General features: G+C 28.1%; 24 protein-coding genes and 4 tRNA genes. 6 read left to right on the plus strand and 22 right to left on the minus strand.

The genetic code is table 11. From position 1 onward, the window contains the following. Positions 1 to 14: 14 nt before the first annotated feature. From AC5SL3_RS03175 to AC5SL3_RS03200, 6 genes are all read right to left on the minus strand, one after another. A tRNA-Glu gene (locus AC5SL3_RS03175) sits at positions 15 to 89 on the minus strand. 50 nt (positions 90 to 139) lie between these two features. Continuing rightward, positions 140 to 1,834, minus strand: coding sequence for a single-stranded-DNA-specific exonuclease RecJ (recJ, locus tag AC5SL3_RS03180; protein ID WP_494578736.1), 1,695 nt, complete (start codon positions 1,832 to 1,834; stop codon positions 140 to 142). Next, entirely contained in the window at positions 1,831 to 2,778 is a 948-nt protein-coding gene (gene glpX, locus AC5SL3_RS03185) for a class II fructose-bisphosphatase (protein WP_494578738.1), read from the minus strand. The genes recJ and glpX overlap by 4 nt, the downstream gene beginning before the upstream one ends. After that, positions 2,778 to 3,770: a putative transporter gene (locus tag AC5SL3_RS03190; RefSeq protein ID WP_494578740.1), complete on the minus strand. Its 993-nt coding sequence runs from the start codon at positions 3,768 to 3,770 to the stop codon at positions 2,778 to 2,780. Before AC5SL3_RS03190 ends, glpX begins: the two co-directional genes overlap by 1 nt. A gap of 2 nt (positions 3,771 to 3,772) precedes the next feature. Beyond that, positions 3,773 to 4,054: an ETC complex I subunit gene (locus AC5SL3_RS03195; RefSeq protein ID WP_006996913.1), complete on the minus strand. Its 282-nt coding sequence runs from the start codon at positions 4,052 to 4,054 to the stop codon at positions 3,773 to 3,775. Positions 4,055 to 4,058: 4 nt separating this feature from the next. After that, a tRNA-Pro gene (locus tag AC5SL3_RS03200) sits at positions 4,059 to 4,135 on the minus strand. A 93-nt stretch (positions 4,136 to 4,228) separates the two neighbouring features. Here AC5SL3_RS03200 and AC5SL3_RS03205 point away from each other — a divergent pair. Genes AC5SL3_RS03205 through AC5SL3_RS03215 form a run of 3 tightly spaced genes read left to right on the plus strand, consistent with a single transcriptional unit; the run spans position 4,229 to position 6,476 of the window. After that, positions 4,229 to 4,741 carry a zinc-ribbon domain-containing protein gene (locus AC5SL3_RS03205; protein WP_494577356.1) on the plus strand — a complete coding sequence of 171 codons (513 nt, stop codon included), beginning with the start codon at positions 4,229 to 4,231 and terminating at the stop codon, positions 4,739 to 4,741. 4 nt (positions 4,742 to 4,745) lie between these two features. After that, positions 4,746 to 5,918: a Na+/H+ antiporter NhaA gene (gene nhaA, locus AC5SL3_RS03210; protein WP_494577357.1), complete on the plus strand. Its 1,173-nt coding sequence runs from the start codon at positions 4,746 to 4,748 to the stop codon at positions 5,916 to 5,918. A 3-nt stretch (positions 5,919 to 5,921) separates the two neighbouring features. Next, a complete protein-coding gene (locus tag AC5SL3_RS03215) occupies positions 5,922 to 6,476 on the plus strand; it encodes a glutathione peroxidase (protein WP_494577358.1) in 555 nt (184 codons plus the stop codon). On the opposite strand, the gene AC5SL3_RS03220 is transcribed toward AC5SL3_RS03215, so the two are convergent. From AC5SL3_RS03220 to rarD, 9 genes are read right to left on the minus strand one after another with little or no spacing between them, the layout of a single operon-like run. Then, complete coding sequence (locus AC5SL3_RS03220; RefSeq protein WP_494578742.1) at positions 6,465 to 7,244, minus strand: MBL fold metallo-hydrolase; 780 nt, start codon at positions 7,242 to 7,244, stop codon at positions 6,465 to 6,467. The two genes, AC5SL3_RS03215 and AC5SL3_RS03220, sit on opposite strands and share 12 nt — an antisense overlap. Continuing rightward, positions 7,244 to 8,008 carry a TatD family hydrolase gene (locus AC5SL3_RS03225; protein WP_494577360.1) on the minus strand — a complete coding sequence of 255 codons (765 nt, stop codon included), beginning with the start codon at positions 8,006 to 8,008 and terminating at the stop codon, positions 7,244 to 7,246. Before AC5SL3_RS03225 ends, AC5SL3_RS03220 begins: the two co-directional genes overlap by 1 nt. Then, positions 8,001 to 9,542, minus strand: a complete 1,542-nt coding sequence (gene metG / locus AC5SL3_RS03230) for a methionine--tRNA ligase (protein ID WP_494578744.1) — start codon at positions 9,540 to 9,542, stop codon at positions 8,001 to 8,003. The genes AC5SL3_RS03225 and metG overlap by 8 nt, the downstream gene beginning before the upstream one ends. After that, positions 9,543 to 10,475, minus strand: a complete 933-nt coding sequence (locus tag AC5SL3_RS03235) for a DNA polymerase III delta subunit-related protein (protein ID WP_494578746.1) — start codon at positions 10,473 to 10,475, stop codon at positions 9,543 to 9,545. 4 nt (positions 10,476 to 10,479) lie between these two features. Then, on the minus strand, positions 10,480 to 11,091 hold the full coding sequence (gene tmk / locus AC5SL3_RS03240) for a dTMP kinase (RefSeq protein ID WP_494577363.1): 612 nt from the start codon (positions 11,089 to 11,091) through the stop codon (positions 10,480 to 10,482). Further along, positions 11,084 to 12,235 (minus strand): D-alanyl-D-alanine carboxypeptidase family protein, encoded by a 1,152-nt coding sequence (locus AC5SL3_RS03245; protein WP_494577364.1) that lies wholly within the window; start codon positions 12,233 to 12,235, stop codon positions 11,084 to 11,086. The genes tmk and AC5SL3_RS03245 overlap by 8 nt, the downstream gene beginning before the upstream one ends. Further along, positions 12,228 to 12,986, minus strand: coding sequence for a hypothetical protein (locus AC5SL3_RS03250; RefSeq protein WP_494577365.1), 759 nt, complete (start codon positions 12,984 to 12,986; stop codon positions 12,228 to 12,230). The genes AC5SL3_RS03245 and AC5SL3_RS03250 overlap by 8 nt, the downstream gene beginning before the upstream one ends. Beyond that, positions 12,976 to 13,977: a lytic murein transglycosylase gene (locus AC5SL3_RS03255; RefSeq protein WP_494577366.1), complete on the minus strand. Its 1,002-nt coding sequence runs from the start codon at positions 13,975 to 13,977 to the stop codon at positions 12,976 to 12,978. Before AC5SL3_RS03255 ends, AC5SL3_RS03250 begins: the two co-directional genes overlap by 11 nt. Further along, complete coding sequence (gene rarD, locus AC5SL3_RS03260) at positions 13,964 to 14,845, minus strand: EamA family transporter RarD (RefSeq protein ID WP_494577367.1); 882 nt, start codon at positions 14,843 to 14,845, stop codon at positions 13,964 to 13,966. Before rarD ends, AC5SL3_RS03255 begins: the two co-directional genes overlap by 14 nt. 92 nt (positions 14,846 to 14,937) lie before the next feature. On the opposite strand from rarD, the gene AC5SL3_RS03265 reads away from it, so the two are divergent. Continuing rightward, positions 14,938 to 15,027 (plus strand) — tRNA-Ser (locus AC5SL3_RS03265). On the opposite strand, the gene AC5SL3_RS03270 is transcribed toward AC5SL3_RS03265, so the two are convergent. After that, positions 15,028 to 15,294 carry a succinate dehydrogenase assembly factor 2 gene (locus tag AC5SL3_RS03270; protein ID WP_018414115.1) on the minus strand — a complete coding sequence of 89 codons (267 nt, stop codon included), beginning with the start codon at positions 15,292 to 15,294 and terminating at the stop codon, positions 15,028 to 15,030. It lies immediately after the preceding tRNA gene. A gap of 24 nt (positions 15,295 to 15,318) precedes the next feature. Here AC5SL3_RS03270 and AC5SL3_RS03275 point away from each other — a divergent pair, with 24 nt between their 5' ends. Continuing rightward, positions 15,319 to 17,370, plus strand: a complete 2,052-nt coding sequence (locus AC5SL3_RS03275) for an ATP-dependent DNA helicase RecG (protein WP_494577368.1) — start codon at positions 15,319 to 15,321, stop codon at positions 17,368 to 17,370. Here the strand turns inward: AC5SL3_RS03275 and AC5SL3_RS03280 are convergent. Beyond that, positions 17,367 to 17,981, minus strand: a complete 615-nt coding sequence (locus tag AC5SL3_RS03280; RefSeq protein ID WP_494578748.1) for a DUF502 domain-containing protein — start codon at positions 17,979 to 17,981, stop codon at positions 17,367 to 17,369. The two genes, AC5SL3_RS03275 and AC5SL3_RS03280, sit on opposite strands and share 4 nt — an antisense overlap. Before the next feature lie 123 nt (positions 17,982 to 18,104). On the opposite strand from AC5SL3_RS03280, the gene AC5SL3_RS03285 reads away from it, so the two are divergent. Beyond that, complete coding sequence (locus AC5SL3_RS03285) at positions 18,105 to 18,932, plus strand: M48 family metallopeptidase (protein ID WP_494577370.1); 828 nt, start codon at positions 18,105 to 18,107, stop codon at positions 18,930 to 18,932. A gap of 20 nt (positions 18,933 to 18,952) precedes the next feature. Here AC5SL3_RS03285 and AC5SL3_RS03290 read toward each other — a convergent pair. From AC5SL3_RS03290 to gyrA, 5 genes are all read right to left on the minus strand, one after another. Next, positions 18,953 to 19,028, minus strand: a tRNA-Lys gene (locus AC5SL3_RS03290). Between the two features lie 199 nt (positions 19,029 to 19,227). Continuing rightward, positions 19,228 to 20,340, minus strand: coding sequence for a tRNA guanosine(34) transglycosylase Tgt (gene tgt, locus AC5SL3_RS03295; protein ID WP_494577371.1), 1,113 nt, complete (start codon positions 20,338 to 20,340; stop codon positions 19,228 to 19,230). A gap of 18 nt (positions 20,341 to 20,358) precedes the next feature. Further along, positions 20,359 to 20,913, minus strand: coding sequence for a peptidylprolyl isomerase (locus AC5SL3_RS03300; protein ID WP_494577372.1), 555 nt, complete (start codon positions 20,911 to 20,913; stop codon positions 20,359 to 20,361). Next, a complete protein-coding gene (coaD, locus tag AC5SL3_RS03305; protein ID WP_011282085.1) occupies positions 20,906 to 21,400 on the minus strand; it encodes a pantetheine-phosphate adenylyltransferase in 495 nt (164 codons plus the stop codon). The genes AC5SL3_RS03300 and coaD overlap by 8 nt, the downstream gene beginning before the upstream one ends. Further along, the gene (gene gyrA, locus AC5SL3_RS03310; RefSeq protein ID WP_271486805.1) at positions 21,400 to 23,949 is read right to left on the minus strand and encodes a DNA gyrase subunit A; all 2,550 of its coding nucleotides are present in this window, start codon (positions 23,947 to 23,949) and stop codon (positions 21,400 to 21,402) included. Before gyrA ends, coaD begins: the two co-directional genes overlap by 1 nt. Positions 23,950 to 23,954: the final 5 nt, after the last annotated feature.

The following is a 23,954-nucleotide window of genomic DNA, read 5'->3' on the forward strand; positions in this document are numbered from 1 at the left end:
ATACATGAGGATTATGGCGGTCCCTGGGGGAATCGAACCCCCCTTTGCAGGATGAAAACCAGCTGTCCTAACCGATAGACGAAGGGACCACGTTGTGATCTTTTATTTTAAAAGTTATTATTTATCAAGCGCAATTAAGCTATAAGATAAGGTCTCTAATAGTTAATTGAAGAGTTTTTTTATTATTCCAGATATTTTCATTGATTTGACCTATTACATTAATGCTATTTTTATAACTCATTAAGTATTCACCCATCTTAGTATTAATAGAATTAAATGAAATTGATTTAATCAAATATCCTGTTTTTGATTTTAGTATTGTAGATATGTGCTTATTATTTAATAAAGTAGGTTTAATTATTTTTAAGTCTTTCATAAGAAATGTTGGTACTGGGTTTCCTGTCCCAAAAGGCTCTAATTTCCTTATATGCTCATAAAAATCTTTGTTAAATGCGAGTGATGAAATTTCTGATTCGTATGAGAAATTATTATGATTTACTGTATTAGATTTTAAAAAATCTTTTAATATGTAGTTTTCAAAATCTTTTAGGCTAGACTTATTCAGTGTAAATCCTGCAGCCATATTATGGCCACCACCTTTTAAAATTATACCTTGATCTAGTGAATTTTTAATTACACACCCAATATTATAATTATAAACCGATCTTGCAGATCCCTTTAATAATTCATTAGACGTGGTTATAACAATAGCTGGCTTATTAAAATAATCTTTTAATCTTGCTGCAATAATTCCAATTAAACCTTCGTTAATATTTGGATTATAATAAATAATTACTCCTTTATTTTCTTTTTCAATTTTTTGAAAATCAATTTCATTTAATATTAAAGTTTCAATTTTTTTTCTTTTATTATTCAATTTAATTAAGTGATTACACCGGTCTTTGACAACTTGATCATTATTAGAAGATAATAATTCTGCAGCATATTTAGACTTACCTAATCTACCACCAGCATTCAATATGGGACCAATTAAATAACCTAGGTCATTAATACTAATTTTATTTTTTTTATTATTTAATTCAAATAAAGAATTAAGAGGTAAATTTTTTGTGATATCAAAATTTTTGATTGCATTTAAAGCAATTAATCTATTAAGTTTTCTTAAAGGCATAACATCACAGACAGTAGCTAATAAAACATATATCAAATAATCAGAAATATTTATTTCACTTTTGATTTCCTTAATCAGTAAATCTAAAAAAAAATATGTAAGTGTTGTTGCACAAAAATAGTCATATTCTCTGTAGCCATTATCTTTTTTAGGATTTATAATTGAGTTTGCATTAGGAAAGGGTTTGTTAATTTCGTGATGATCAATAATTAAAGACTTTATTTCATTTTCGTTCAAAAAATCTATCGCTTCGTTAGAAGTAGAACCACAATCCACCATTATAATTAATTTAGGTTTTTCCAAGATCAGTTTTTGGAATAATTTTTTGGTAGCACCATAACCATCTTTTTCCCTGTCGGGTATATAGTAAAAAAAGGGGTGATTTATATCTTCTAAAAACTTAACAAATAATGATGTAGCAGCAGATCCATCAACGTCATAATCGCCTAAAATACAAATTTTGTCATTATTATTGATAGAATTTACAACAAGATTAATAGATTGACTGAAATCTTTATTATTTAAGAAAACGTTGTTTAAATCTAAATCTGAAGTGATTGTTGCAATTTCATTATCTTCAAATTTTCTTGAAATAATTAGTCTAGATAAAATATCACTAAAATTAAAATCTTGTTTTATTTTATCAACTAAATTTTGATTAATTTTTTTTTGTTCCCACTTCTTACCTGAAACAGAAATCATTCTTCGATAAGATTTGTTCTTTTTATCGTTTCTTTAAATTTTAAACTTTTGTGTGTAACCAGTGTTTCGGTTGTATATTTGTTGTTATCAATTTTTACACCAGCTAACATCTCACTTGTGGTAATTCCTGTTGAACAAAATATAGAGTCTCCTCTTATAATTTCATTTAATTCGTATTTTTTATTCAAATCAGTTATTCCCATTTTGTTTGCATCTTTAATATCCTTGTCATTATCAAATATAAATCTCCCTTGAAAGTAACAGTCAAAAGCATCAAGAGCTGATGCTGCTAACACTCCTTCTGGACCGCCACCAATACCCAAAAATATATCAACATTATATTTTGGATTTGTCACATATAATGCACCAAGTACGTCACCATCTGTAATTAATTTAATATTAATACTTAGTTGCTGTAATTCATCAATTATTTTTTTGTGTCTTGGTCTGTCCATGACACATGCTGTCAGAGATGAAATATCTTTTTTTAGAAAGTCTGCAAGATTTGTTACATTTTTCTTTAAAGGAAAATCTAGATCAACTAATCCTTTTTCAATTGGTCCAGTAGCAATTTTATCCATATAAGTTTCTGGTGCATTAAATAGATTTCCTTTTTCGGCAATCGCAATAACAGATGTTGCTCCAGGTAAATTATTTGCTGCAAAATTTGTTCCTTCTAAAGGATCAACAGCAATATCAAAATAAGGTCCATTTTTATTTCCAAGTTTTTCACCTGTATAAAGCATGGGTGCCTCATCAAGTGAACCTTCACCAATAACAACTTCACCATTCATATCAATTTTATTTAATTCTGATCGCATTGCATCAACAGCCGCTTGATCTGCTGCAATCTTATCTTTTTTTCCAACTAAATATGAAGACGCAAGTGCTGCTTTTTCAGAAACTTTTAAAATTTGATCAACATATTTTTTATCAATAGTCATTAGTCTTTTTGAGTAATTGATTCAGTAGCGTTGATCTTGGATTCAAATTCTTTTAACCTTTTATAAACACTGGCAAGTTCTATGATAGTAGGCCATGATCTAAAGATATATTGCATAGACCCTTCTACCCTACCAAAAGCTCTTATAATTTGCTGCATTACCCCTAATGTCACAACGCCTGCTACTATTGCTGGAGCTAAAAAAACATAGGCTGAGAGAACATTCGCTTGAAGATAAGTTATACGACCCAAATTAAAATAAAAATATCTTAAGTAAGACTTAAAATGAATTTTTCTTACATCATTAAATAATTCATCTAAATTCTTTGGTCTTATTGTTATATTGTCTTCGGCTATAACAAGTAATTTTCTATAAGAGGCTTCATTTTTTTGAAGATCGTATTCTACTCCAACTAATCTTAAAATTGAACCTAATATAATTAAGAAAAGAGTTCCGCCTACAGTCCATATAAATGCACCTGTCACTAAACCATAATTCCAATCTCCAAAAAATAAAATAGGTATTCCAACACTTAAACCAAATAATATAGGGGTGAACTCAACAAGCATCATTATCGCTTCTATAAAACTTGTACCAAGTCCTTCCATAATTCTTGAAAACTTTATTGTATCTTCCTGAACCCTTTGTGAAGCCCCTTCAATAGTTCGGGCCTTATCATAGACACTGTGATACCAATCAATCATTGCAGTTCTCCATCTGAATAAATAATGTGAGGTAAAGAAAGCAACAACTGTAGCTAAAGCCACATAAATACCAGCCAATGTAATAAATGATAACAAGCTTGCCCAGTACTCTCCAATTGTGATTGAGTTCGGGGCTGCTAAGGCTTTTTGTATCATGTCATAGAACTGACCAAACCATTCATTTATTTTAACATCAATTTGTACCTGAACCCAAAGCGATGAAAGAATAATAAATGAACCAACCCATGACCATAATCGCCATTCTTTTTGAGTGAAAAATTTAAACATTATTATTTTAAAAAATTATCTGCGTAAGATTTTTTAACAGTTTTTCTTTTTTGAGGTTCAATGATTTCAAAGTCAATTTTATTTTTTTTTGCATATTCTATTGCTAATTCTTTAGAAGAAAATTCTAAATTTAATTCTGAAAGAGTATTAGAGTTAGTTTCCCAACCCATTAAGGGATTAATTCCTGTATCTTCAGTTTCAAATTCAATTAACCATTTGTCTGATTTACCTAAGCCAGACTGCATTGAATTTTTAGTGGGTATATAAATCTTTGCTTTTTTCATAAAATGGTCGGGGCGGCAGGATTTGAACCTGCGACCCTCTGGTCCCAAACCAGATGCGCTACCAGGCTGCGCTACGCCCCGATTGAGGTACTAATACATTAGATATTGATAATTTCAAAGAATAAAGAACATCAAAAATAAGGCTTTTTTACAAGAATCAGATATACATCATTTATGATCATCACTTGCAATAATTGTAATAAAAAATTCGATGTAGACTCGAGTTTAATTCCCGACATGGGTCGTTTATTGCAGTGTGCTAGCTGTGATCATAAATGGTTTTTTAAAAAAGCAGTTCCTGAAAACCCAGTAAGTTCAATTGATGAAGATATTGCTAATGATAATGCTAATATTTTTGAACAAAATAATTCACCGATCATTGATGTAGAAAGTGTATCAGATGCGTCTAATGACGAAGTAGAAGTTAACTTAGAAGAAAAAAATAAAGAAAAAATTGAGATAAATAAAGGTGAAAGCAAACAAGTAAATACACAGCCAAAAAAACAAAAAAATTTTAAAATATTAAATATTTTTGTTGTATCAATTATTTCATTCGTAGCTTTTATAATTATTGTGGACACGTTTAAATATCCTATTGGGAAAATTGTCCCAAATGTCGAATTTATACTTTATAATTTGTATGAAAGTATTAAAGATATCTCATTATTTATTAGAGATTTAATATAAAATTATGATTAAAAATCTTTCAAAACCTTTTAAATGGTTTTTTCAATTAGAAGCGGCAAGTGGTCTTGTATTGTTAATTGCAGCAATTATTGCTCTGGTAATAAGCAATTCTAGTTTAAGTAATTTATATTTTGATACATTAAATCAATATCTATTTATAGGTATTAATGATTTCGGTTTAAAACTTTCCGTACATCACTGGATTAATGACTTGTTAATGGCAATTTTCTTTTTCTTTGTAACACTAGAAATAAAACGAGAGTTCATTCAAGGTGAGCTTTCTAATTTAAAAAAAGCATTGCTGCCAATTATAGGAGCTGTTGGAGGAATGGTGGTCCCTGCTCTAGTCTATGTTTTTATAAACCTTGGTAATTCTGAAACATTAAATGGTTGGGCAATTCCATCTGCTACAGACATAGCATTTTCATTGGGAATTTTATCCTTACTTGGTTCAAGAGTTCCAATTTCTTTAAAAGTTTTTTTAACGGCTCTTGCTATAATCGATGATCTTGGTGCAATATTAATTATAGCTTTTTTCTACTCAGGTGACTTAAGCATAAGCTATTTAAGTTTAATCTTAATTTCATATATTTTACTACTTACTTTAAATAAATTTGGTGTTAAAAAGTTTATTCCCTATTTAATAATTGGTGCCTTTATGTGGTTCTTCACATATAAGTCTGGAATTCACGCAACAATAGCAGGTGTTCTATTAGCTTCAACCATACCTCACAGAATTAAAGAAAAAGATTTCTCTTTATTAATTAAATTAGAACATGCAATCAGTCCTTATGTTGCTTTTATGATAATGCCTATATTTGCATTTGCTAATGCAGGCGTGTCTTTGGAGGGGCTATCATTAACTTCATTATTAGAACCTGTTCCATTAGGTATTCTTTTGGGGTTATTCGTGGGTAAACAAGTTGGGGTTATGCTTGTTTCTTTCATTGCTGTTAAATTTGGTGTGGCACAAATGCCTGATAAGTCTAGCTGGTTAAGCTTATACGGAGTTTCAATATTAACAGGGGTTGGTTTTACTATGAGCTTGTTTGTTGGAAACTTAGCCTTTGCCGAAAATATTCAATATATTGATGGAGTAAAAATTGGTGTTCTTGCTGGATCTTTATTGTCTACTGTATTCGGATATTTTATATTGTTGTATGCATCTAAAAAGTAAACCATGGTTTATAAAAATAATTTATTAATTTTATTAATTCTATCTATGTTTACATTTTTTGAAAAAGTTGATGCTAAATACGAAAAGCTATTTTTTGATCATTCGATAAAAGATATAAATAATGAAACTATTGATTTAAATCAATACAAAGGAAAAACTATACTTTTGGTAAATGTTGCTAGTAAGTGTGGATTTACCAAGCAATATACAGGTCTGCAAGAACTTTATGAAAAGTATAAAGACAGAGGCTTCTATGTAATTGGCGTTCCGTCAAATCAATTTGGTGGTCAAGAACCAGGTACTAATTCAGAAATTAAAGATTTTTGTGAAACTAATTTTAATATTACTTTTCCAATAACAGACAAGACTGATGTTAAAGGTAATAATGCACATGACTTATATAAATGGGCAAAAAAAAATTATGGTAATTCTACAGTTCCTAAGTGGAACTTTCATAAGATTTTAATTAATAAAGAAGGAAAAATACAGGACACGTTCAATTCTTTTATTACACCAATGTCAGACAAGATAACAAAACAAATAGATTTAATTCTTTAAACTAACGGTCAAACCATCAAAACCAGGAATAATATTTTTGGGTAATTTTTTCTTAAGTTTTACATAATCTAAATCGCTATGCATATTTGTTAATATAGTTTTTTTAGGAGTAAGGATTTTAACTATTTCTAAAACTTGATCTAAATTGAAATGGGCTGAATGATTATGGTACCACAGACAATCAATAATCAAATATTCTAAATTTTTTAATTTTTTGTAATCTTTTTTAAAGAATAGGCTAATATCACTTGCATAGGCTAATTTATTATTAATTAGATAGCAAATACTTTTAATCTTACCGTGTTGAACGGTTATTGATTCAATTTTAATTTTTTTATCTTTATTTATAAATTCATGTTTTTTTTTAAGGCTATTAATATTCAAAGTTGATGGATAACCATAGGATGATTTAAAACAATATTTAAAAGTTGAAAACAAATATTTCTTAGTATTGGGATCTGCATAGACTGGAATTTGTTTCTTGTTTATCAAAAAAAATGGTCGAAGGTCATTAATACCATGTGTCTGGTCAGCATGAAGATGGGTATAAAAAACTTTATTAATAGATTTAATCTTATTTTTTAGAAGTTGTGACCTCAAATCTGGCGATGTATCTATTAAAATATTTTGATCGTTAAATTTAATTAGAGCAGAACACCTTGTTCTAAAATTCTTTTTATTTCTTAAATCACAATCTCCAGAATATCCATCTGCTCTAGGTACACCCATTGAGCTACCACTACCCAAAATAATAAATTTAAGAGACATTATAGATTAAAAAGTTTATTAAAATTTTGAGTAGTTAAATCGGACATTTCTTGATCAGTTTTTTCTTTTAAAATAGATAATTTTTCTAAAGTATATTTAATAAAACTTGGTTCATTTTTTTTCCCTCTCATTGGTATGGGCGCTAAAAATGGACTATCTGTTTCAACAAGCAGTTTATCTAAGGGAATGTTTTTAAAAGTTTCCTGAAGTTCTAAACTATTTTTAAAAGTAATTATTCCGCTTGCTGAAAAAAAGGCATTTAATTCTATTAATTTATTTGCAAAATTTAACGAACCAGTAAAACAGTGCATTAAAATTTTAAGTTTTTCTGATTTATATGATTTTAAAATTTCATATGTTTCATTCTCTGCATTTCTAGAATGTATGATAATAGGCATATTAAGCTCTATAGAAGCCTCTATATGAGCTTTAAAACTATCAATTTGCCTTTCTTTATTACTATGATTATAAAAAAAATCTAAGCCTGTTTCACCAATACCAATAATTCGTTCATTTTGATTTACTTGACTTGTTATATAATTTTTATCAATTAAATGACTTTTCTCAGTTTCATGAGGGTGAATACCAAAAGTTCCATAAATCATTGGGTCGGTTTTAATAATTTTTTTTATCCTATCAAAACTTTCAGGTGTAGTGCATATGGTTAATAATTTTGAGATTCCGACTTCTTTAGATCTTTTTACAACTTCATTTAAATTTTCAAGTAAAGGTTCATGATCTAAATGACAATGAGAATCAATCATTTTTCTTTTCAATTTTTTTAAACAAAATATCTATTTTGTTGATTGGTTTTCCAGATATTAGATAGTCATGTTTTGCGATAGATTCTAAATTAATTGCATCAATATTTAAATCAAAAATCTTTAAGGCTTTTTCTATTGAGCTTGGAATTATTGGATAAAGCATAAATGAAATTTTTCTAATCATTTCTAAAGATGTATAGACAATGGTATTTAATCTATCTTTATCATCTTTTTTTTTCCAAGGCTCTTGATCGTTAAAATACTTATTTGCTTCAAATAAAGCGCTAACAATGAAATTAATATAATAATTAATATTTTGATTATCAATTTCAGTTCTTATTAGATCTAAATTATCAGTAAATTTATTTAGCATCACTAAATCTTCATCATTAAATTTTGTATTATCTGGTACTAATGAAGAGCAATTCTTCTCAGCAAATGCAGTCACTCTTTGACATAGATTGCCATAATTATTAGCCAAATCACTATTGATGCAATCCTCTAATCTATCTTGTGAAATATTACCATCATTTCCAAATGAAACTTCTTTAATCAAATAATATCTTAATGGGTCAAGTCCATAAATTTTGATAATATCTAAGGGATCAAGAATATTTCCTTTTGATTTTGACATTTTTTCATCACCAGATAAAATCCAGCCATGACCATATACTTTTTTAGGTAAAGGTATTTTTGCAGCCATTAAAAATGCTGGCCAATACACAGAGTGAAATCTTAATATATCCTTACCTATTAAATGAACAGATGCAGGCCAAAATTTTTTAAACAGCTCATCATTTGTGTCTGGGTAGTTTAAAGCACTTATATAATTGGTTAGTGCATCAAGCCAAACATAAATTACATGATCTTGACTATTAGGAACCTTGATGCCCCAAGAGAATGCTTTACGGCTTATGGATAAGTCTTTTAACCCACCTTTTACAAAACTAATTACTTCATTTTTTCTGGATTTTGGTGAAATAAAGTCTGGGTTTTTTTCATAATAATTTAGTAGTTTATCTTGCCACTTAGATAATCTAAAAAAATAAGACTCTTCTTCTATCCATTCGACCAGAGAACCAGATGAAATGGCGATTTTAACATTTTCTTTTTCAATAATTTCTTCATTACCGTAATAAGCTTCATCAGAAACAGAATACCAACCAGAGTATTTTGATAAATAAATATCGTCATTTTTTTCAAGTTCATTCCATAGATGTTGAACTGTTTTTTTGTGTCTTTCTTCGGTAGTTCTAATGAAATCAGTATTAGATAAATTTAATGTTTTTGAAAGATCTCTAAACGTTTGACTAATTTCATCACAAAAAGTTTGGGGATCAATTTTTTTTCTCTCTGCTGCTCGTTGTATTTTTAAACCATGCTCATCAGTACCTGTTAAAAAATGAACATTGAACCCGTCTATACGTTTAAATCTTGCAAAAAAATCAGCAACAATACTTGAGTATGCATGACCCATGTGAGGTCTTGCAGAAGGGTAATAGATTGGTGTAGTGATATAGTAATTTTTATCCATTTATAACAATTTTGATTTAAATTCTAAAAATAAAGTTTCTTCATCTAGATTAAATTTTTCCGTATCATAAATTTTTTTTATAAATTTTTGATAAAAATTAATTAATGTAACCTTCGAATTTGTTATCAGATATTTTTTCAAAAAGAATAACTCGATTAGATTTATTAATAAAATTTTGACAGGTTTATTTTTCTTATAATAATTATTTTCTATTATCGATCTTATAAAGCTTGAAATAGAGTGACTTTTTAAATTAATTGATTTTTCTTCAGCAAAATTAAACAAACTAATGATTTCACCAGGTGAATTATAAAAACTTAGTAAGTCATAATTAATAAAATCAAGTACATTTTTATCCAGTATTAAATTTGAAATACTTAAGGACTCATTAAATGTAAAATTAATCTTGAATGTTAAACATCTTGATTTTAGTGTGGGTAGTATATTTTTTTCACTATTATTTATTAAGATAAAAAAAACATTTTCATTTGGTTCTTCAATAATTTTAAGTAATGCGTTGACAGAATTCTTATTTAGATTTTCAACGTTATCTATTAAAATAAATCTTGCCATATTATTAAATGTTGATTTATTTGTGTAACTAATCATTTCACGTATTTGACCTACATCAATGCTTTTTTTTTCTGTTAATAAATCTATTAAATAGAAATTTGGATGGGAGTTATTTTGCAAAAGTTTATAGGATTTATTATCCTTATTGATGCAAAAATTTTCTAAATTATATTTATAATCCTCATTTTCGGATAAAATATAGTTGATTAAATGATAGGCTAATGTTGATTTTCCTGAACCTTTTTTTCCAGACAGTAAAATTTTATTAGGCAATTTTTTGAGCTTATATAGTCCACTTAATTCATGAAAAAAATTTTCCATACCATAAATTTTAGTGTTTTCAGATGGTTTTAAATTCATAAATCTAAATTAAGTCGTTAATTTTATTTAATATTATATTTTCATTAAGATCTATATCTAGATTTGAATTTATTCTAATATATTTTTTAGGATTTTTTTTTAATATCTTTATAAAACCATTTTGTACTTTTTCATAAAATTTACTGTTAAATTTATCATATCTGTTAAGCTTTTTTCTTAGTTTAAGCCTTTTTTTCATATTTGATAAATTTACTGTATTTAAAAAAGTAAAATCAATTTTAATATTTTTTAAAAGGTGATTGTTAATATTTTGTATAAACTTAAGGTTTACACCCATACCATAATGTTGGTAGGCAATAGTTGAATCTGAAAACCTATCTATCAATATTATTTTTTTACCAACGTTTTTTCTTATAATTTCTATATTTTCACTTCTTGCCGAAAGATAAAGTAGTAAATCAGTTTCTTTATTAAATGTAGATTTGTTATTAAGAATAAGATTTCTTATTTTTTCTGAATTTGCACTGCCACCAGGTTCTCTAATTTGAATAAATTTAATTTTTTTACGTGCTAAGTATTTAGCAACATTTTTAATATGATGAGATTTACCTGTCCCCTCTATACCTTCAAAAACAATTATTGGTTTTTTAGACATCGCCCCAAATTAAAAAATTAATTGATTTCATTAACCGTGAAAAAACATTTAATTTCTTAACATCTTCATAAGCAAGTAGATCATATTCCTCGATAAGTTCACCATCAAAGATTAGCTTTAATTTACCTAAGATATCATCTTTTTTAATTGGTGCTTGAATTGGACCATTATAATTCAATGATACCTTCAATAGTCTTTTTTTTGCTTTAGGAATAGTTTTGTAGATATCATTTTTTATATAGGTTTTAACAGTATCCTTTTTACCCAACCAAACATCAATGTCTTCTATTGGTGTGTTTGCTTTTGTAATTTCAACCAGGTCAAAATTAGTTAAACCCCATGTTAAAAGTTTGGCACTTTCGCGAGATCTATCATTTTTAGTATTGAAGCCACTACCTACAGCTATTAGTCGTCTACCATTTCTTTCAACAGATGATGCCAGTGAATATTTTTCAACAGCTAAATAACCAGTTTTAATTCCATCTGCCTCAAGGCTTTTATATAATAACGGATTTCTATTACCTTGAGTAATGGGATCACCCCCTGTTCTATCCCAAGTAAATTCTTTTTCTGCAAAATACTTATATTCTTCAGGAAACTCTTTAATAAGATAATTAGACATAAGCATAATATCTCTTACAGTTGATAGGTTTTCAGTATCATTAATTCCTGATGAGTTAGCAAAATTAGTATTATTCATTCCTATTTCTTTAGCTTTAGCTGTCATCATCACTGCAAATTCATCCTCTGTTCCAGCTATACCTTCTGCTAACGCAACACATGCGTCATTACCAGATGCAACAATTATTCCCCTAAGTAAATTTTCCACACTAACTTCATCACCAACCATTATAAACATAGATGAATAGCCAGCTGATGAAAGTCTCCAGGCATTCTCTGATACTAAAAATTTTTCATCTAAACTTAGATCACCACTTCTAATTAAATCAAACGCAATAATGGCTGTCATAATTTTTGTCATTGATGCAGGGTAAATTGATTTATCGGCATCTTTTTCAAATAATATTTCACCAGAAAGATAATCTTGTAATATTGCTGTTCTCGCCTTTACATCAAATGCTGCATTAGCATTAGCTGTTAGTAATAGCGTCAATATAATTGTTATAAGTCTTAATTTAATCATTTTTTATAATCTCAATATTTTCAAATTCAAGTATGCTTATATCATTAAATGATTTTTGTAGAGAGTTAATGTTATTAAAAGGACCTACATATACTCTATATTTTTTTTCATTAATTTTTTTGATTTTGACATTTTTAATCATGGTTTCTTTTACGATTCTATCGACTAGCAAAGATGCTGTATTATTAAAATAAAAATCGGCTATTTTTATTTCATAAGAAAACTTTTTACTTAATTCATTTTTAGTATTTGTTTGTTTAGTGTTAAGATCACTAATATTAATATTGTTAACTGGTGCTTTGTTAGCAACTTTTTTTTCTTCTTCAAATGTTTTTGCTCTTTTTGCAACAAATATTGCATCTTCTAGAACTTCTAAAATCTCTACATAAGGTTCATTTTCATTCAAACCAATTTCATCTGCTATTCTCAATGATAATACTGCATTATTAAATAAAGGATAATCAGCATTACTACCAACAGTGCCTATAATTGATTTGTTATTTAAAATATTAGTAATTTTAACAATTGTATTTTTTTTTAAATTTTTTTGAAAAATAACTAAGCTTCGTTCATCAATTTTTTTGGAAATAACCTTATCATAATAAAACTTATCATTATAAATAAGGCTAAATCCTTTATTTATAAATGGATTTTCCAATGAATTAAGATTTTTATTTTTGGTTGAGGTAGTTGCTGTACAGTTATTTAATAAAATTAAACAGCATAGAGTTAATAGTTTTTTATAAAGCATTTTCAAACTTTTCTTTTAATGTGCATACTGCGAGACTGAATCTTAAAGATCTATTCCATTGTAGTATTTTTTCATAATTATCAAAAACAATGTAGGCCGGATCTAAGTTTTGTGCATCTGGTATTATATCTTTGTCTGGCGTTATTATTGATGCAATCAAATTTTCATTAATAGAATTAAAACTATCTTGATTAATTATATATTTCTTTAAAAGCTTAAATTTAATTTTATTGTGAAGTTTTTTTGCAGATATATTTAATATATTGTTAGGTATATTTTCTTTTAATTTTACTTTAATGAAACAAGGTTGGTTTTTTTTCCATCCTATTTTATTTATGTAGTTTGCTGCAGATGCAAATGAATCTTTAGTTGATTTAAGCTCAATAATATTATTTTTATCATAGTCTATTGCATAGTTGTCTATTGTTGATGGCATAAATTGAAAAAAACCAAAGGCACCTGCCCATGATCCATATAAAATGTTATGGTCTATTTTCCCCTCATCTATTAATTGAAGAATAGTAATTAATTCTTTGGTAAAGAAATCAGATCTACGTTGATCATAACTTAAAGTTGCAAGTGATGATAATATATCCATTTTTCCAACATAAGTTCCAAAATTAGTCTCTATTCCCATTAATGCTAAAAGTAACTCTTTCTCAACAGAAAATTTATTATCTACCGAATTTATGAAATCTTTATTTAATTCATAAAGTTTAATGCCCGCACTTACTTTTTGTTTAGAAGTTCTTTTGGATATGTAAGTTTTAGTATCTTCATAAAACTCAGGTTGAAAACGGTCATATTTTATTACATCAGGTAAAAATACAACATCAGACATTGCTAAATTGAATGTCTTTTCTGAAATTTTTTTTTCTAAAGCATAGGCTTTGAAATTAACCAACCACTCCTTAAATTCTTTTTCATTGGCATTTAGTGTTCCGTGAATAAATGTGAAAAATATAACTATAAGATATTTAATTATGTTCATATAAATCTTTTAAATAAATAATTACAGCAATCCATATTAAAATGAAACTTAATGATTTATCGAAAGAAAAAGCCTCATCATAATAAAAAAAGCCCAATAAAAATTGAAATGTTGGGGTTATGTAGAAAATCATTCCAGTGGGTCCAAGGCCACACAACTCAACACCTCTTACATATAGAAATAGAGGTATAACAGTCATTGGTCCAGCTAACATTAGTATAAACATTAATGAAGGCTCATTAATACTAAAAATATTTAAATTATTTTTAAAAAGTAAAAAAAAAGCAAATAACGCAAATGGTAATATAAAAAGACTTTCTATTAAAAGTCCAACATCGGTATCGACATTTACTTTTTTTCTAAGAAGATTGTAAAAACCCCAACTTAGAGCTACAATTATTCCAACCCATGGTATTGAATGAAAACTTTTAAACAAAAGAAATGATATAGACAGCAAAACAAGAAGTATGGAAAGACCTCTTCTTTTATTAATTTTTTCACCATAAAAGATATATCCTAGAAATACGCTTAAGATTGGCATAATAAAATAACCAAAGCTTGCATCGATAATTTTTTCTGTGCCCACTGCATAAATCCAGGTTGCCCAATTTATAAAAATTAGTAAGCTTGAAAAAAATAAATAAATTATATTTCTTTTATTTTTTATAATTTCAAAAAAAATATCCCATTTAGAAAAATAAAAAGTAGTTATTATTAAAGCTACAGATGTCCACACACAACGATGGATCACTACCTCTATAGATCCTGCAAATGAAATATATTTGAAGTAAATAACACCAATAACACCCCACCAAAAAGAACCTAGTGCAGTTAATCCTATACCTGTATTGAATTTTTGCTTTTCCACAGTAATAAATTTATACCTATTAAACGATTATCTGTTTAATTTATCAATTTTATTGTTGAATTAAAAATTTATAATAATAAAACGTTGCTAACGGAGAGATGGCAGAGTGGTTGAATGCACCGGTCTTGAAAACCGGCAAAGGGGCAACTCTTTCCTGAGTTCGAATCTCAGTCTCTCCGCCACTATTCACTTGCATAATTATAATTTTTAAACATCTCTGAAACCTTGTTTAATTCAATTTGAATTGTTGGATTTTGACCTTGATTAAATTTATAAAGATTCTCATCATCAAAGTCTAACAAATCACACAAAAGGGTTAGCTCTTGTTCATTAAACTGATCAATATATTTTTTAGTAAATGAACCTAACAATTTATCCATTTCTTTAGTGCCTCTATAGTTAGCTCTATAAGTTATTTTATTTTTTAAATCCTTTATATTAATGGTCATAATATTTAATATATTACAACTAATATGAAAAATAAGAATAATTATGATTATTTATTAGCTGATCTAACAAAATTAAATGGTGTGGGTAAAAAAACCATGGAAATTTTGAAGAAAAAAAAAATAAATAATATTTTTGACTTGCTCTGGAGACTGCCTAAATCATATACAGACAGAACGCTCGTTAGTAAAGTTTGCGATCTTCAAATAGGTGTAATCCAAACTATCAGGATTGTTCCATTAAAATATCAATTTCCAAGAGTTAGAAACTTACCTAATAGAGTTAATTGTATTGATGAAACTGGAAAGATTGACTGTATATTTTTTAATAGTCATGAAGGATATGTAAGAAAAATTTTACCACTAAATGAAGAAGTGACAATTAGTGGGAAGATAGGCAATTATAAAGGACGATATCAAATAACAAATCCCACATATATTTCACAAGACAGTTCATTAATTGAAAATATTGATAATAAATACTCATTAACAGAAGGTATTACTGAAAAAACCTATAATAAAATTATAAATCAAATTTTAAAAAACATACCTATTTTACAAGAGTGGCACGATAAAGATATTCTAAAAATTTTTAATAATGAAAGTTGGAATGAATCTATAATAAAGTTACATGATCCAAAAAATATTGAAAATTATAAATCCGACTTTTATAAAAGACTTGCTTATGATGAAATATTAGCATCTTTTTTAGTTAATTCAGAAATTCGAAAAAAAATTAAGAAAATTAAAAAAATTTCTAAAAACTTCAGTGAAAAAGCTCATAAGAATATAGTTAATAAATTAAACTTTACACTTACCAATGATCAAAAAAATTCATTGGATGATATTAATAAGGATCTAAATTCTAAAAGTAAAATGTTTAGACTTTTACAAGGTGACGTTGGGAGTGGTAAAACTATTGTCGCATTAATTTCTTCGTTGAATGTCATTAGTTCAGGGTTCCAAGTTGCATTAATGGCTCCTACTGAAATATTGGCAAGACAGCATTATACTTTAGCAAAAAAATTATTTCCTGAAGATATAAAAATTGAATTACTTTCTAGTAAGAGTGAAAATAGTGAAAAAAAGAGAATTATAAAAAACTTGGAAAACAATGAAATTCAAATGGTATTTGGCACGCATGCAATTTTTCAAAAAAAAATAATTTTTGCAAACCTTGGTTATATTATAATTGATGAACAGCACAAATTCGGTGTTAGACAAAGAAAACTTTTATCAGATAAAGGGGGTGATAATTGTGATGTTCTTTTAATGTCAGCGACACCAATTCCGAGAACTCTAACGATGTCAGTTTATGGTGATATGGATGTTTCTATTATTAAAGAAAAACCAAGTAATAGAAAGGAAGTTAAAACTTATAGTAAATTAGAAAGTAAAATAGATGATGTTATCAACTTTGTAAAAAAAGAAATAAAAGAAGGAAACCAAATCTTCTGGGTGTGTCCTTTGATAGAGGAGTCAAAAAAATTAGATCACCAATCATCAGTTACGAAATATAAATTTCTTAATGAAATTTTCCCAAATAAAGTTGCACTATTACATGGGAAAATTGAAAATGAAGAGAAGGAAGAAATATTAAATAAATTTCTTAATAAAAAATATTCAATTTTAGTTTCAACGACAATTATAGAAGTTGGTATTGACTTTCCTAATGCTAATGTAATCATAATAGAAAATGCCAACAAATTTGGATTATCTCAGTTACATCAATTAAGAGGAAGAGTTGGACGTGGAACAAAACAAGCAAGCTGTATATTGATGTTTAAGTCAAATTTAAGCGTGAATGCTAAAAAAAGAATTAATATTTTAAAAAACTCTAATGATGGTTTTGAAATTTCAGAAGAAGATATGAAGTTAAGAGGTTTTGGTGATTTACTTGGTTTTAAGCAAAGTGGAATTAAAAATTTTAGGTTAGCAGACCCCATTCAAAATGAAGATTTATTTTTAATGGCAGAGAAACAAATTAAAAAGATAGAATTAGAAAATACTGATATTAAAAAATATAAAGCTTTACTCAAGTTATATGATCAAGCAGATATAATTAATGATATGGTTTAACTTTTAGGCTTAGAGGTTCCAGCTGAGACTATAAATTTTGATGCTTCTTCAAATGTCATATCTAAATAGATCAAATCATCTTTCGGTATCATTAATAAAAACCCACTTGTTGGGTTTGGAGTTGTTGGAACAAAAACATTAACTAAGTTAATATTTGTTTTGGCTTTAATTTCACCTGAATTTTCTTTCGTAGCAAAACCTACGGCCCAAGATCCTTTTCTTGGATACTCAACTAGTACAACACTTTTTTTATTACCTTCTTGCTCCCGAAAAGAATCTGTCATTTGTCCAATGGCAGAGTAGATTGTTCTTAATATTGGCATTCTTTTAAACAAATCATCAATTATTTGTAAAAATTTTTTACCTATAAAAGTTAAAGAAAGGCCACCAACAACTGTAATAAAAAGAATTGTTAAAATTATTTCAATACCTGGTATCGCATAAGGAAGATAAGTATTAGGATTTAGACCTGATGGTACTAATTTAGTAGAAAAATTAATTAAAAATTTACTTAAATAAAGAGTAAAACCAATTGGAATTAAAACAATTACACCAGTAAAAAAATAGTTCCTTAATCTTAAAGCAAATGATTTTTTCTTCTTAATAGACATAAAAATTTAATGATAGCTAGAATAAATTACAAAAGATACAGCTATAACAAAAAGCACAACCAAGATTTTATTGTTTAAATTCATAAAAGTATATATTTATATGATTATCAAAATTTTAATAAAATGAATAGAAGAAAATTTTTAAATTATATTGGATGTGGATGTTCGGGCTTAATGCTCGGTGCTTGTTCTACGGCTCCAATAACAGACAGAAGACAATTGAAAATTATACCTGAATCAAAATTAAATGCTCAGGCAGCTCAAATTTTTGAAAAAGTTAAAGAAAAAGAAAAAATGAGTAATGACACTAAAACACTCAATGAAATTAAAGATATTGGAAAAAGAATGGAAGACGCTATATCTGAGTATTTTTATAGAGCAGGTCAAAATGATCCAACTGTTAATTTTGATTGGGAGTATATTTTAATAGATAACAAAAAAGTAAAAAATGCTTGGTGCATGCCAGGTGGTAAAATAGCCGTGTACACAGGAATACTTGATGTTACAAAAAATACAAACGGTCTTGCCTCAGTTATGGGTCATGAGATTGCACATGCTGTTGCTAAACATTCAGTTGAAAGAGCCAGTAGAAGTGCACTTTTACAAACTGGAACTTCTTTGATCGATATTTTTTCAGGTGGAAAGTTAGGGCAAATCAATCAAGCTACAGGCATGAACACCGTAGGTCTATTATCACAAATAGGAATAATGAATCCTTTCTCAAGGACTCAAGAAAGTGAAGCTGATTACCTGGGAATGATTTTTGCATCTTTATCTGGCTTTGATATAAGGGAAACTAAAAAGTTATGGGAAAGGATGAAGGCAGAAAATAAAGGCAAAGAACCACCTCAATTTATGAGCACCCACCCATCATCCTCAAAAAGAATAAAAGATTTATCAGAATGGGAAAATAGTGTCATTTTAGACTATCCACCGATTATAATTAGCTAATATTTAAAAGATTTTTTTAGTGGTGAGCCCTGATGGACTCGAACCATCGACCCATTCCTTAAAAGGGAATTGCTCTACCAACTGAGCTAAGGGCCCACATATAAATTATTAAAGTTGAGATAAAAGTTTTTTTTATTTAATTTTAAAAAAAAACTTTTGGTGAAGTCTTCTTTAAAATTTTTAAATTTCTTTACACTTAAAAATTTAAACAATAAAAAAATATCTAACTTAAATAATTTTTATTACCAAAAAGCAATTATTTATTCCATAACATCGGAAATTGCAAATATTTAAATTACAACTTATCAATGTATTCATCATGAAATTTATCAAATGTTCCTTTTTTAATATTTTCTCTAATAGATGACATTAATTCTTGATAAAAGTTGATGTTATGTAGGGTTAAAAGTGTCGAACCTAGGATTTCATTTGTATTGAAAAGATGATTTAAATAGTTTTTTGAATACTTATTAAGACTTAAATTTGAACAATCAGGATCAAGTGGTTCATTGTCATTTTTATATTTATTATTTTTGATATTCATACGGCCATTCCATGTAAAAGCTAAACCAGTTCTTCCAGATCTGGTAGGCATTACACAATCAAACATATCAACACCTCTCTTAACGGCTCCAAGAATATCAGCAGGGGTTCCAACCCCCATTAAATACCTAGGTTTGTCATCTGGCATAATATTTTTTAAATCATCTAAAACATTAAACATTTCATTTTGACTTTCTCCTACAGCAAGTCCTCCAATCGCATATCCATCAAAGCCAATTTTAATTAACTCATTAAGAGATTTTGTTCTTAGATCTTTGAATAAACCACCCTGGACTATTCCAAATAAAGCTTTATGCGGATTTAATCCAAAAGCTATTTTAGATCTTTCAGCCCAATAAATGGATAGTTCCATAGATTTGTTAATTACTTTAAAGTCAGTAGTTTTCTTAGGACACTCATCCATAATCATAACAATATCCGAATCTAAACCTTTTTGAACTCTTATGCTTTCTTCTGGACTTAATATAAATTTTTTACCATCTACATGAGAGTTAAATATTGCACCCTTTTCTCTGTCTACTTTGTTTAATTTAGAAAGAGACATAACTTGAAACCCGCCAGAATCTGTAAGTATGGGAAGCTTACAATTCATAAATTTATGTAGACCACCAGCAGAAATAATTCTATCAACACCTGGTCTGATCATTAAATGATAGGTATTTGATAAAATTATTTCAGACCCAGTTTTAACAATATCATCAATTAAACATGCTTTAACTGTAGCTTGTGTTCCAACAGGCATGAAAGCAGGTGTTTGAATATTGCCTCTATGAGTTTCGATTACTCCAACTCTAGCAAATTTATCGCTCTCTAAGACATTAAATTTGAAATTCTTTAACGCCATGAAATTTGTGAACTAAAATTATTTAAAGCTAATGATCTTATCTGGGTTAGAAACAGAACCGTTATTGTTTTGATCTCCTCTTTTGATTTTATCAACAAGATCCATGCCTTCAATAACTTTACCAAATACCGTATATTGTCTATCTAAAAAAGACGCCTCTTTAAAACATATAAAAAATTGGCTGTTTGCACTATTTGGATCTTGTGATCTAGCCATAGATAGCGTTCCTCTTTCATGAGGTAAATCACTAAATTCCTCTTTAAGATCAGGTAAATCAGAGCCACCCATTCCAGCTCTTCTTAAATCAAATTGATCATTAGAAGAGTTACCAAACTGAACATCACCAGTTTGCGCCATAAAGCCATCAATTACTCTGTGAAATACAACACCATCGTATTTACCATCTTTTGCTAATTGCTTAATTCTTTTGACATGATTAGGTGCCACATCTTCAAAAAGTTCTATTTTAACGTCTCCATCTTTAAGCTTTAAAATCATAATATTCTCCTCTGCGATTGTGTTGTTGGTTAGTATAAATAATAAAATTAAAAATTTTGTTATAAGTTTATTCATATTTTTCTTTTAAAGATTTTATTGTACTTTTTGTAGTAAATTTTTTGATATCACCTTTTAGTCTAACTATTTCTTTAACAAATCTTGATGAAATGATTTGATTTTCAACATCAGACATTAAAAAAATTGTTTCTATATTATTGTTCAATTTTCTATTCATTCCAGCTAGTTGAAATTCATATTCGAAATCAGATACTGCTCTTAAACCTCTTAAAATAATATTAGATTTATATTTTTTGCATAAATCAGTTGTCAATGATGTAAATGAAATAACTTCAATCTTCTTTTTATCAAACTTTAAATCAACAAATAAGGCTTTTTTAATTAATTGTACTCTTTCAAGTGAATTGAAAAGATAATTTTTATTAGCGCCATCAGAAGCAGCAATAATAACTTTATCAAATAATTTTAAAGCTTTATTTATAACATCAATATGACCAAAGGTAATTGGGTCAAATGTTCCAGGATATACGGCAACTTTTTTCATTACTCCAAGTTATCATCAATTTTTATTGCTGAAACAACTTTTTCATCACCAGATAATTTGATAATTCTTACACCTTGAGTATTTCTTCCCGCTGTTCTGATTTCTTTAACGGCAACTCTAATCACTCTACCTTTATTTGTTGAAATCATCACATCATCTCCCTCTATAACAGGAAATGACGAACATATACTGCCATTTCTAGGTGAGTTAACAATTCCAATTATGCCTTTACCACCTCTATTGGTAACTCTATATTCATTGTTTAAAGTTTTTTTGCCGTATCCATTTTCTGTAATTGATAAAACAAACCTTCCATCAGATTTAGTATCTTTTTTTATTTTTTCTTTATTTGTTATTGAAAGAGAAACAATCTCATCATTAGGAGATAGCTCTATACCCTTTATACCTTTTGAGGATCTACCCTTAAATATTCTTAGTTTTTTTGATTCAAATCTAATGCATTTACCATTTTTTGTACTTAGCATTACATCTTGATCATCTTTACAAATTTCAACTCCTACGATTTTATCATTGGGATCTAATTTTATTGCAATTTTTCCAGCTGAATTAATGGAAGAAAAGTCTTCTAGACTGTTTTTTCTAACCTTGCCCTTTGCAGTTGCAAAAACAATTTGAAGATTTTTCGTATCACTTTCATCATCAGGGAATGGCATAATTGAACTGATTGATTGATGATTTTTTAAAGGTAAGATATTAAATAGAGATTTACCTTTTGATGTAGTTGATCCCTCAGGTATCTTCCAAGCTTTAATTTTGTAGACAAGTCCTTCTGTCGAAAAGAAAAGAACAGAAGTGTGTGTGTTAACTGATAAAGTTTGTACTACAGAATCTTCATCTCTCGTTGTAATCCCAGATTTACCCTTGCCACCTCTTTTTTGTTGTTTAACGCTGCTTAATGCTCCTCTTTTAATATATCCCTGAAGTGTAACTGTAATAATAACAGACTCTTTTTGAATAGTTTCTTCAATATCATAGTTTAAAATAGCATCTATAATTTTAGTTCTTCGTGGTACAGCAAATTTTTCTTTAATAGTTTTAAGCTCTTCACTTATTACGTTTAAAAGTTCTTTTTTGGAATTAATTATTTTCTTATATCCCTTAATTAAATCAGCTAATTTTTTAATTTCGACTTCTATTTCATTAATACCAAGAGCTGTAAGTTTTTGAAGTCTAAGTTCTAAAATAGCAATTACTTGAGGGTCAGATAATGAGTATAAATTTTTCCCCTTCTTATCTTCGACAAGTGAAATTAACTTTAAAGATTTATTAATTTTCCACTTAGTGTTTAATAATGATTTTTTAGCATCATCAGGAGTTTTTGAAGACCGTATAATTTTTATAATCTTATCTAAATTCTCAACAGATACAGATAACCCAATCAAAATATGAGCTCTGTCCTCTGCTTTTTTTAAGTCAAATTTAGTTTTCTTAATAACAACATCTTCACGAAACGTTAAAAAATTTGTTAAAAACTCTTTTAAATTACATATTTTAGGTTTGCCATCAACGATTGCTAAAGTATTAAAACCAAAAGAACTTTCTATCGAAGTATTTTTATAAAGTAATCGCTTAATAGTTTCTGGCTCAACACCATTTCTTAAATCAATTGCTACTCTAATCCCTTCTCTATTAGACTCATCCCTAATATCTTTTATTCCTTCAATTTTTTTCTCTCTAACAAGTTGGGCAATTCTTTCATTTAAAACTGATTTATTTACTTGATAAGGTACAGAAGTAATAACTAATCTTTCTCTACCATTTTTTTGTGCTTCAACACTTATTTCACCTCTAATTTTAAATGACCCACGACCTACATTATATCCTGCCTTAATAATTTCTTTCCCAATGATGACACCACCTGTAGGAAAATCAGGACCTGGAATGTGTTTCATTAATTCTTTAATCTTAATATCTTTATTTTCAATTAAGGCTAATGTTCCATCAATGATTTCACCTAAATTATGTGGAGGTATGCTTGTTGCCATTCCAACTGCTATACCACCAGCTCCATTAACCAATAAATTGGGATATTGAGCGGGTAAAACTGATGGTTCTTTTTCTGTTTCATCGTAGTTACTCTTGTATTCGATGGTATCCTTTTCAATATCGTCTATTAAGTATTGCGAAACTTTAGCTAATCTAGTCTCAGTATACCTCATAGCCGCAGCTGGATCTCCATCAATAGATCCAAAGTTACCTTGGCCCTGAACAAGAGGTAAACTCATAGAAAAATCCTGAACCATTCTAACTAGAGCATCATAAACAGACTGATCTCCATGTGGGTGATATTTACCAATAACATCTCCAACTATTCTTGCAGATTTTCTAAATTGTTTTGACCAATCGTAACCACCTTTATACATGGCAAATAATATTCTTCTATGAACAGGTTTAAGTCCGTCCCTAACATCAGGAAGAGCTCTACTCACAATTACACTCATCGCATATGACAAATACGATGAACTCATCTCATCATGCATTGAGATAAGTTTAATATTTTTATCTTTAGGTATTTCTGTGTCTTTCATAGAAA

This window comes from Candidatus Pelagibacter sp. PS_34, from assembly GCF_059417845.1.

Excerpts from the sequence above, each read along its gene's own strand:
- recJ (WP_494578736.1), bottom strand. The coding sequence starts at position 1,834 with ATGATTTCTGTTTCAGGTAAGAAGTGGGAACAAAAAAAAATTAATCAA.
- glpX (WP_494578738.1), bottom strand. The coding sequence starts at position 2,778 with ATGACTATTGATAAAAAATATGTTGATCAAATTTTAAAAGTTTCTGAA.
- AC5SL3_RS03190 (WP_494578740.1), bottom strand. The coding sequence starts at position 3,770 with ATGTTTAAATTTTTCACTCAAAAAGAATGGCGATTATGGTCATGGGTT.
- AC5SL3_RS03195 (WP_006996913.1), bottom strand. The coding sequence starts at position 4,054 with ATGAAAAAAGCAAAGATTTATATACCCACTAAAAATTCAATGCAGTCT.
- AC5SL3_RS03205 (WP_494577356.1), top strand. The coding sequence starts at position 4,229 with ATGATCATCACTTGCAATAATTGTAATAAAAAATTCGATGTAGACTCG.
- nhaA (WP_494577357.1), top strand. The coding sequence starts at position 4,746 with ATGATTAAAAATCTTTCAAAACCTTTTAAATGGTTTTTTCAATTAGAA.
- AC5SL3_RS03215 (WP_494577358.1), top strand. The coding sequence starts at position 5,922 with ATGGTTTATAAAAATAATTTATTAATTTTATTAATTCTATCTATGTTT.
- AC5SL3_RS03220 (WP_494578742.1), bottom strand. The coding sequence starts at position 7,244 with ATGTCTCTTAAATTTATTATTTTGGGTAGTGGTAGCTCAATGGGTGTA.
- AC5SL3_RS03225 (WP_494577360.1), bottom strand. The coding sequence starts at position 8,008 with ATGATTGATTCTCATTGTCATTTAGATCATGAACCTTTACTTGAAAAT.
- metG (WP_494578744.1), bottom strand. The coding sequence starts at position 9,542 with ATGGATAAAAATTACTATATCACTACACCAATCTATTACCCTTCTGCA.
- AC5SL3_RS03235 (WP_494578746.1), bottom strand. The coding sequence starts at position 10,475 with ATGAATTTAAAACCATCTGAAAACACTAAAATTTATGGTATGGAAAAT.
- tmk (WP_494577363.1), bottom strand. The coding sequence starts at position 11,091 with ATGTCTAAAAAACCAATAATTGTTTTTGAAGGTATAGAGGGGACAGGT.
- AC5SL3_RS03245 (WP_494577364.1), bottom strand. The coding sequence starts at position 12,235 with ATGATTAAATTAAGACTTATAACAATTATATTGACGCTATTACTAACA.
- AC5SL3_RS03250 (WP_494577365.1), bottom strand. The coding sequence starts at position 12,986 with ATGCTTTATAAAAAACTATTAACTCTATGCTGTTTAATTTTATTAAAT.
- AC5SL3_RS03255 (WP_494577366.1), bottom strand. The coding sequence starts at position 13,977 with ATGAACATAATTAAATATCTTATAGTTATATTTTTCACATTTATTCAC.
- AC5SL3_RS03270 (WP_018414115.1), bottom strand. The coding sequence starts at position 15,294 with ATGACCATTAATATAAAGGATTTAAAAAATAAAATAACTTATAGAGCT.
- AC5SL3_RS03275 (WP_494577368.1), top strand. The coding sequence starts at position 15,319 with ATGAAAAATAAGAATAATTATGATTATTTATTAGCTGATCTAACAAAA.
- AC5SL3_RS03280 (WP_494578748.1), bottom strand. The coding sequence starts at position 17,981 with ATGTCTATTAAGAAGAAAAAATCATTTGCTTTAAGATTAAGGAACTAT.
- AC5SL3_RS03285 (WP_494577370.1), top strand. The coding sequence starts at position 18,105 with ATGAATAGAAGAAAATTTTTAAATTATATTGGATGTGGATGTTCGGGC.
- tgt (WP_494577371.1), bottom strand. The coding sequence starts at position 20,340 with ATGGCGTTAAAGAATTTCAAATTTAATGTCTTAGAGAGCGATAAATTT.
- AC5SL3_RS03300 (WP_494577372.1), bottom strand. The coding sequence starts at position 20,913 with ATGAATAAACTTATAACAAAATTTTTAATTTTATTATTTATACTAACC.
- coaD (WP_011282085.1), bottom strand. The coding sequence starts at position 21,400 with ATGAAAAAAGTTGCCGTATATCCTGGAACATTTGACCCAATTACCTTT.
- gyrA (WP_271486805.1), bottom strand. The coding sequence starts at position 23,949 with ATGAAAGACACAGAAATACCTAAAGATAAAAATATTAAACTTATCTCA.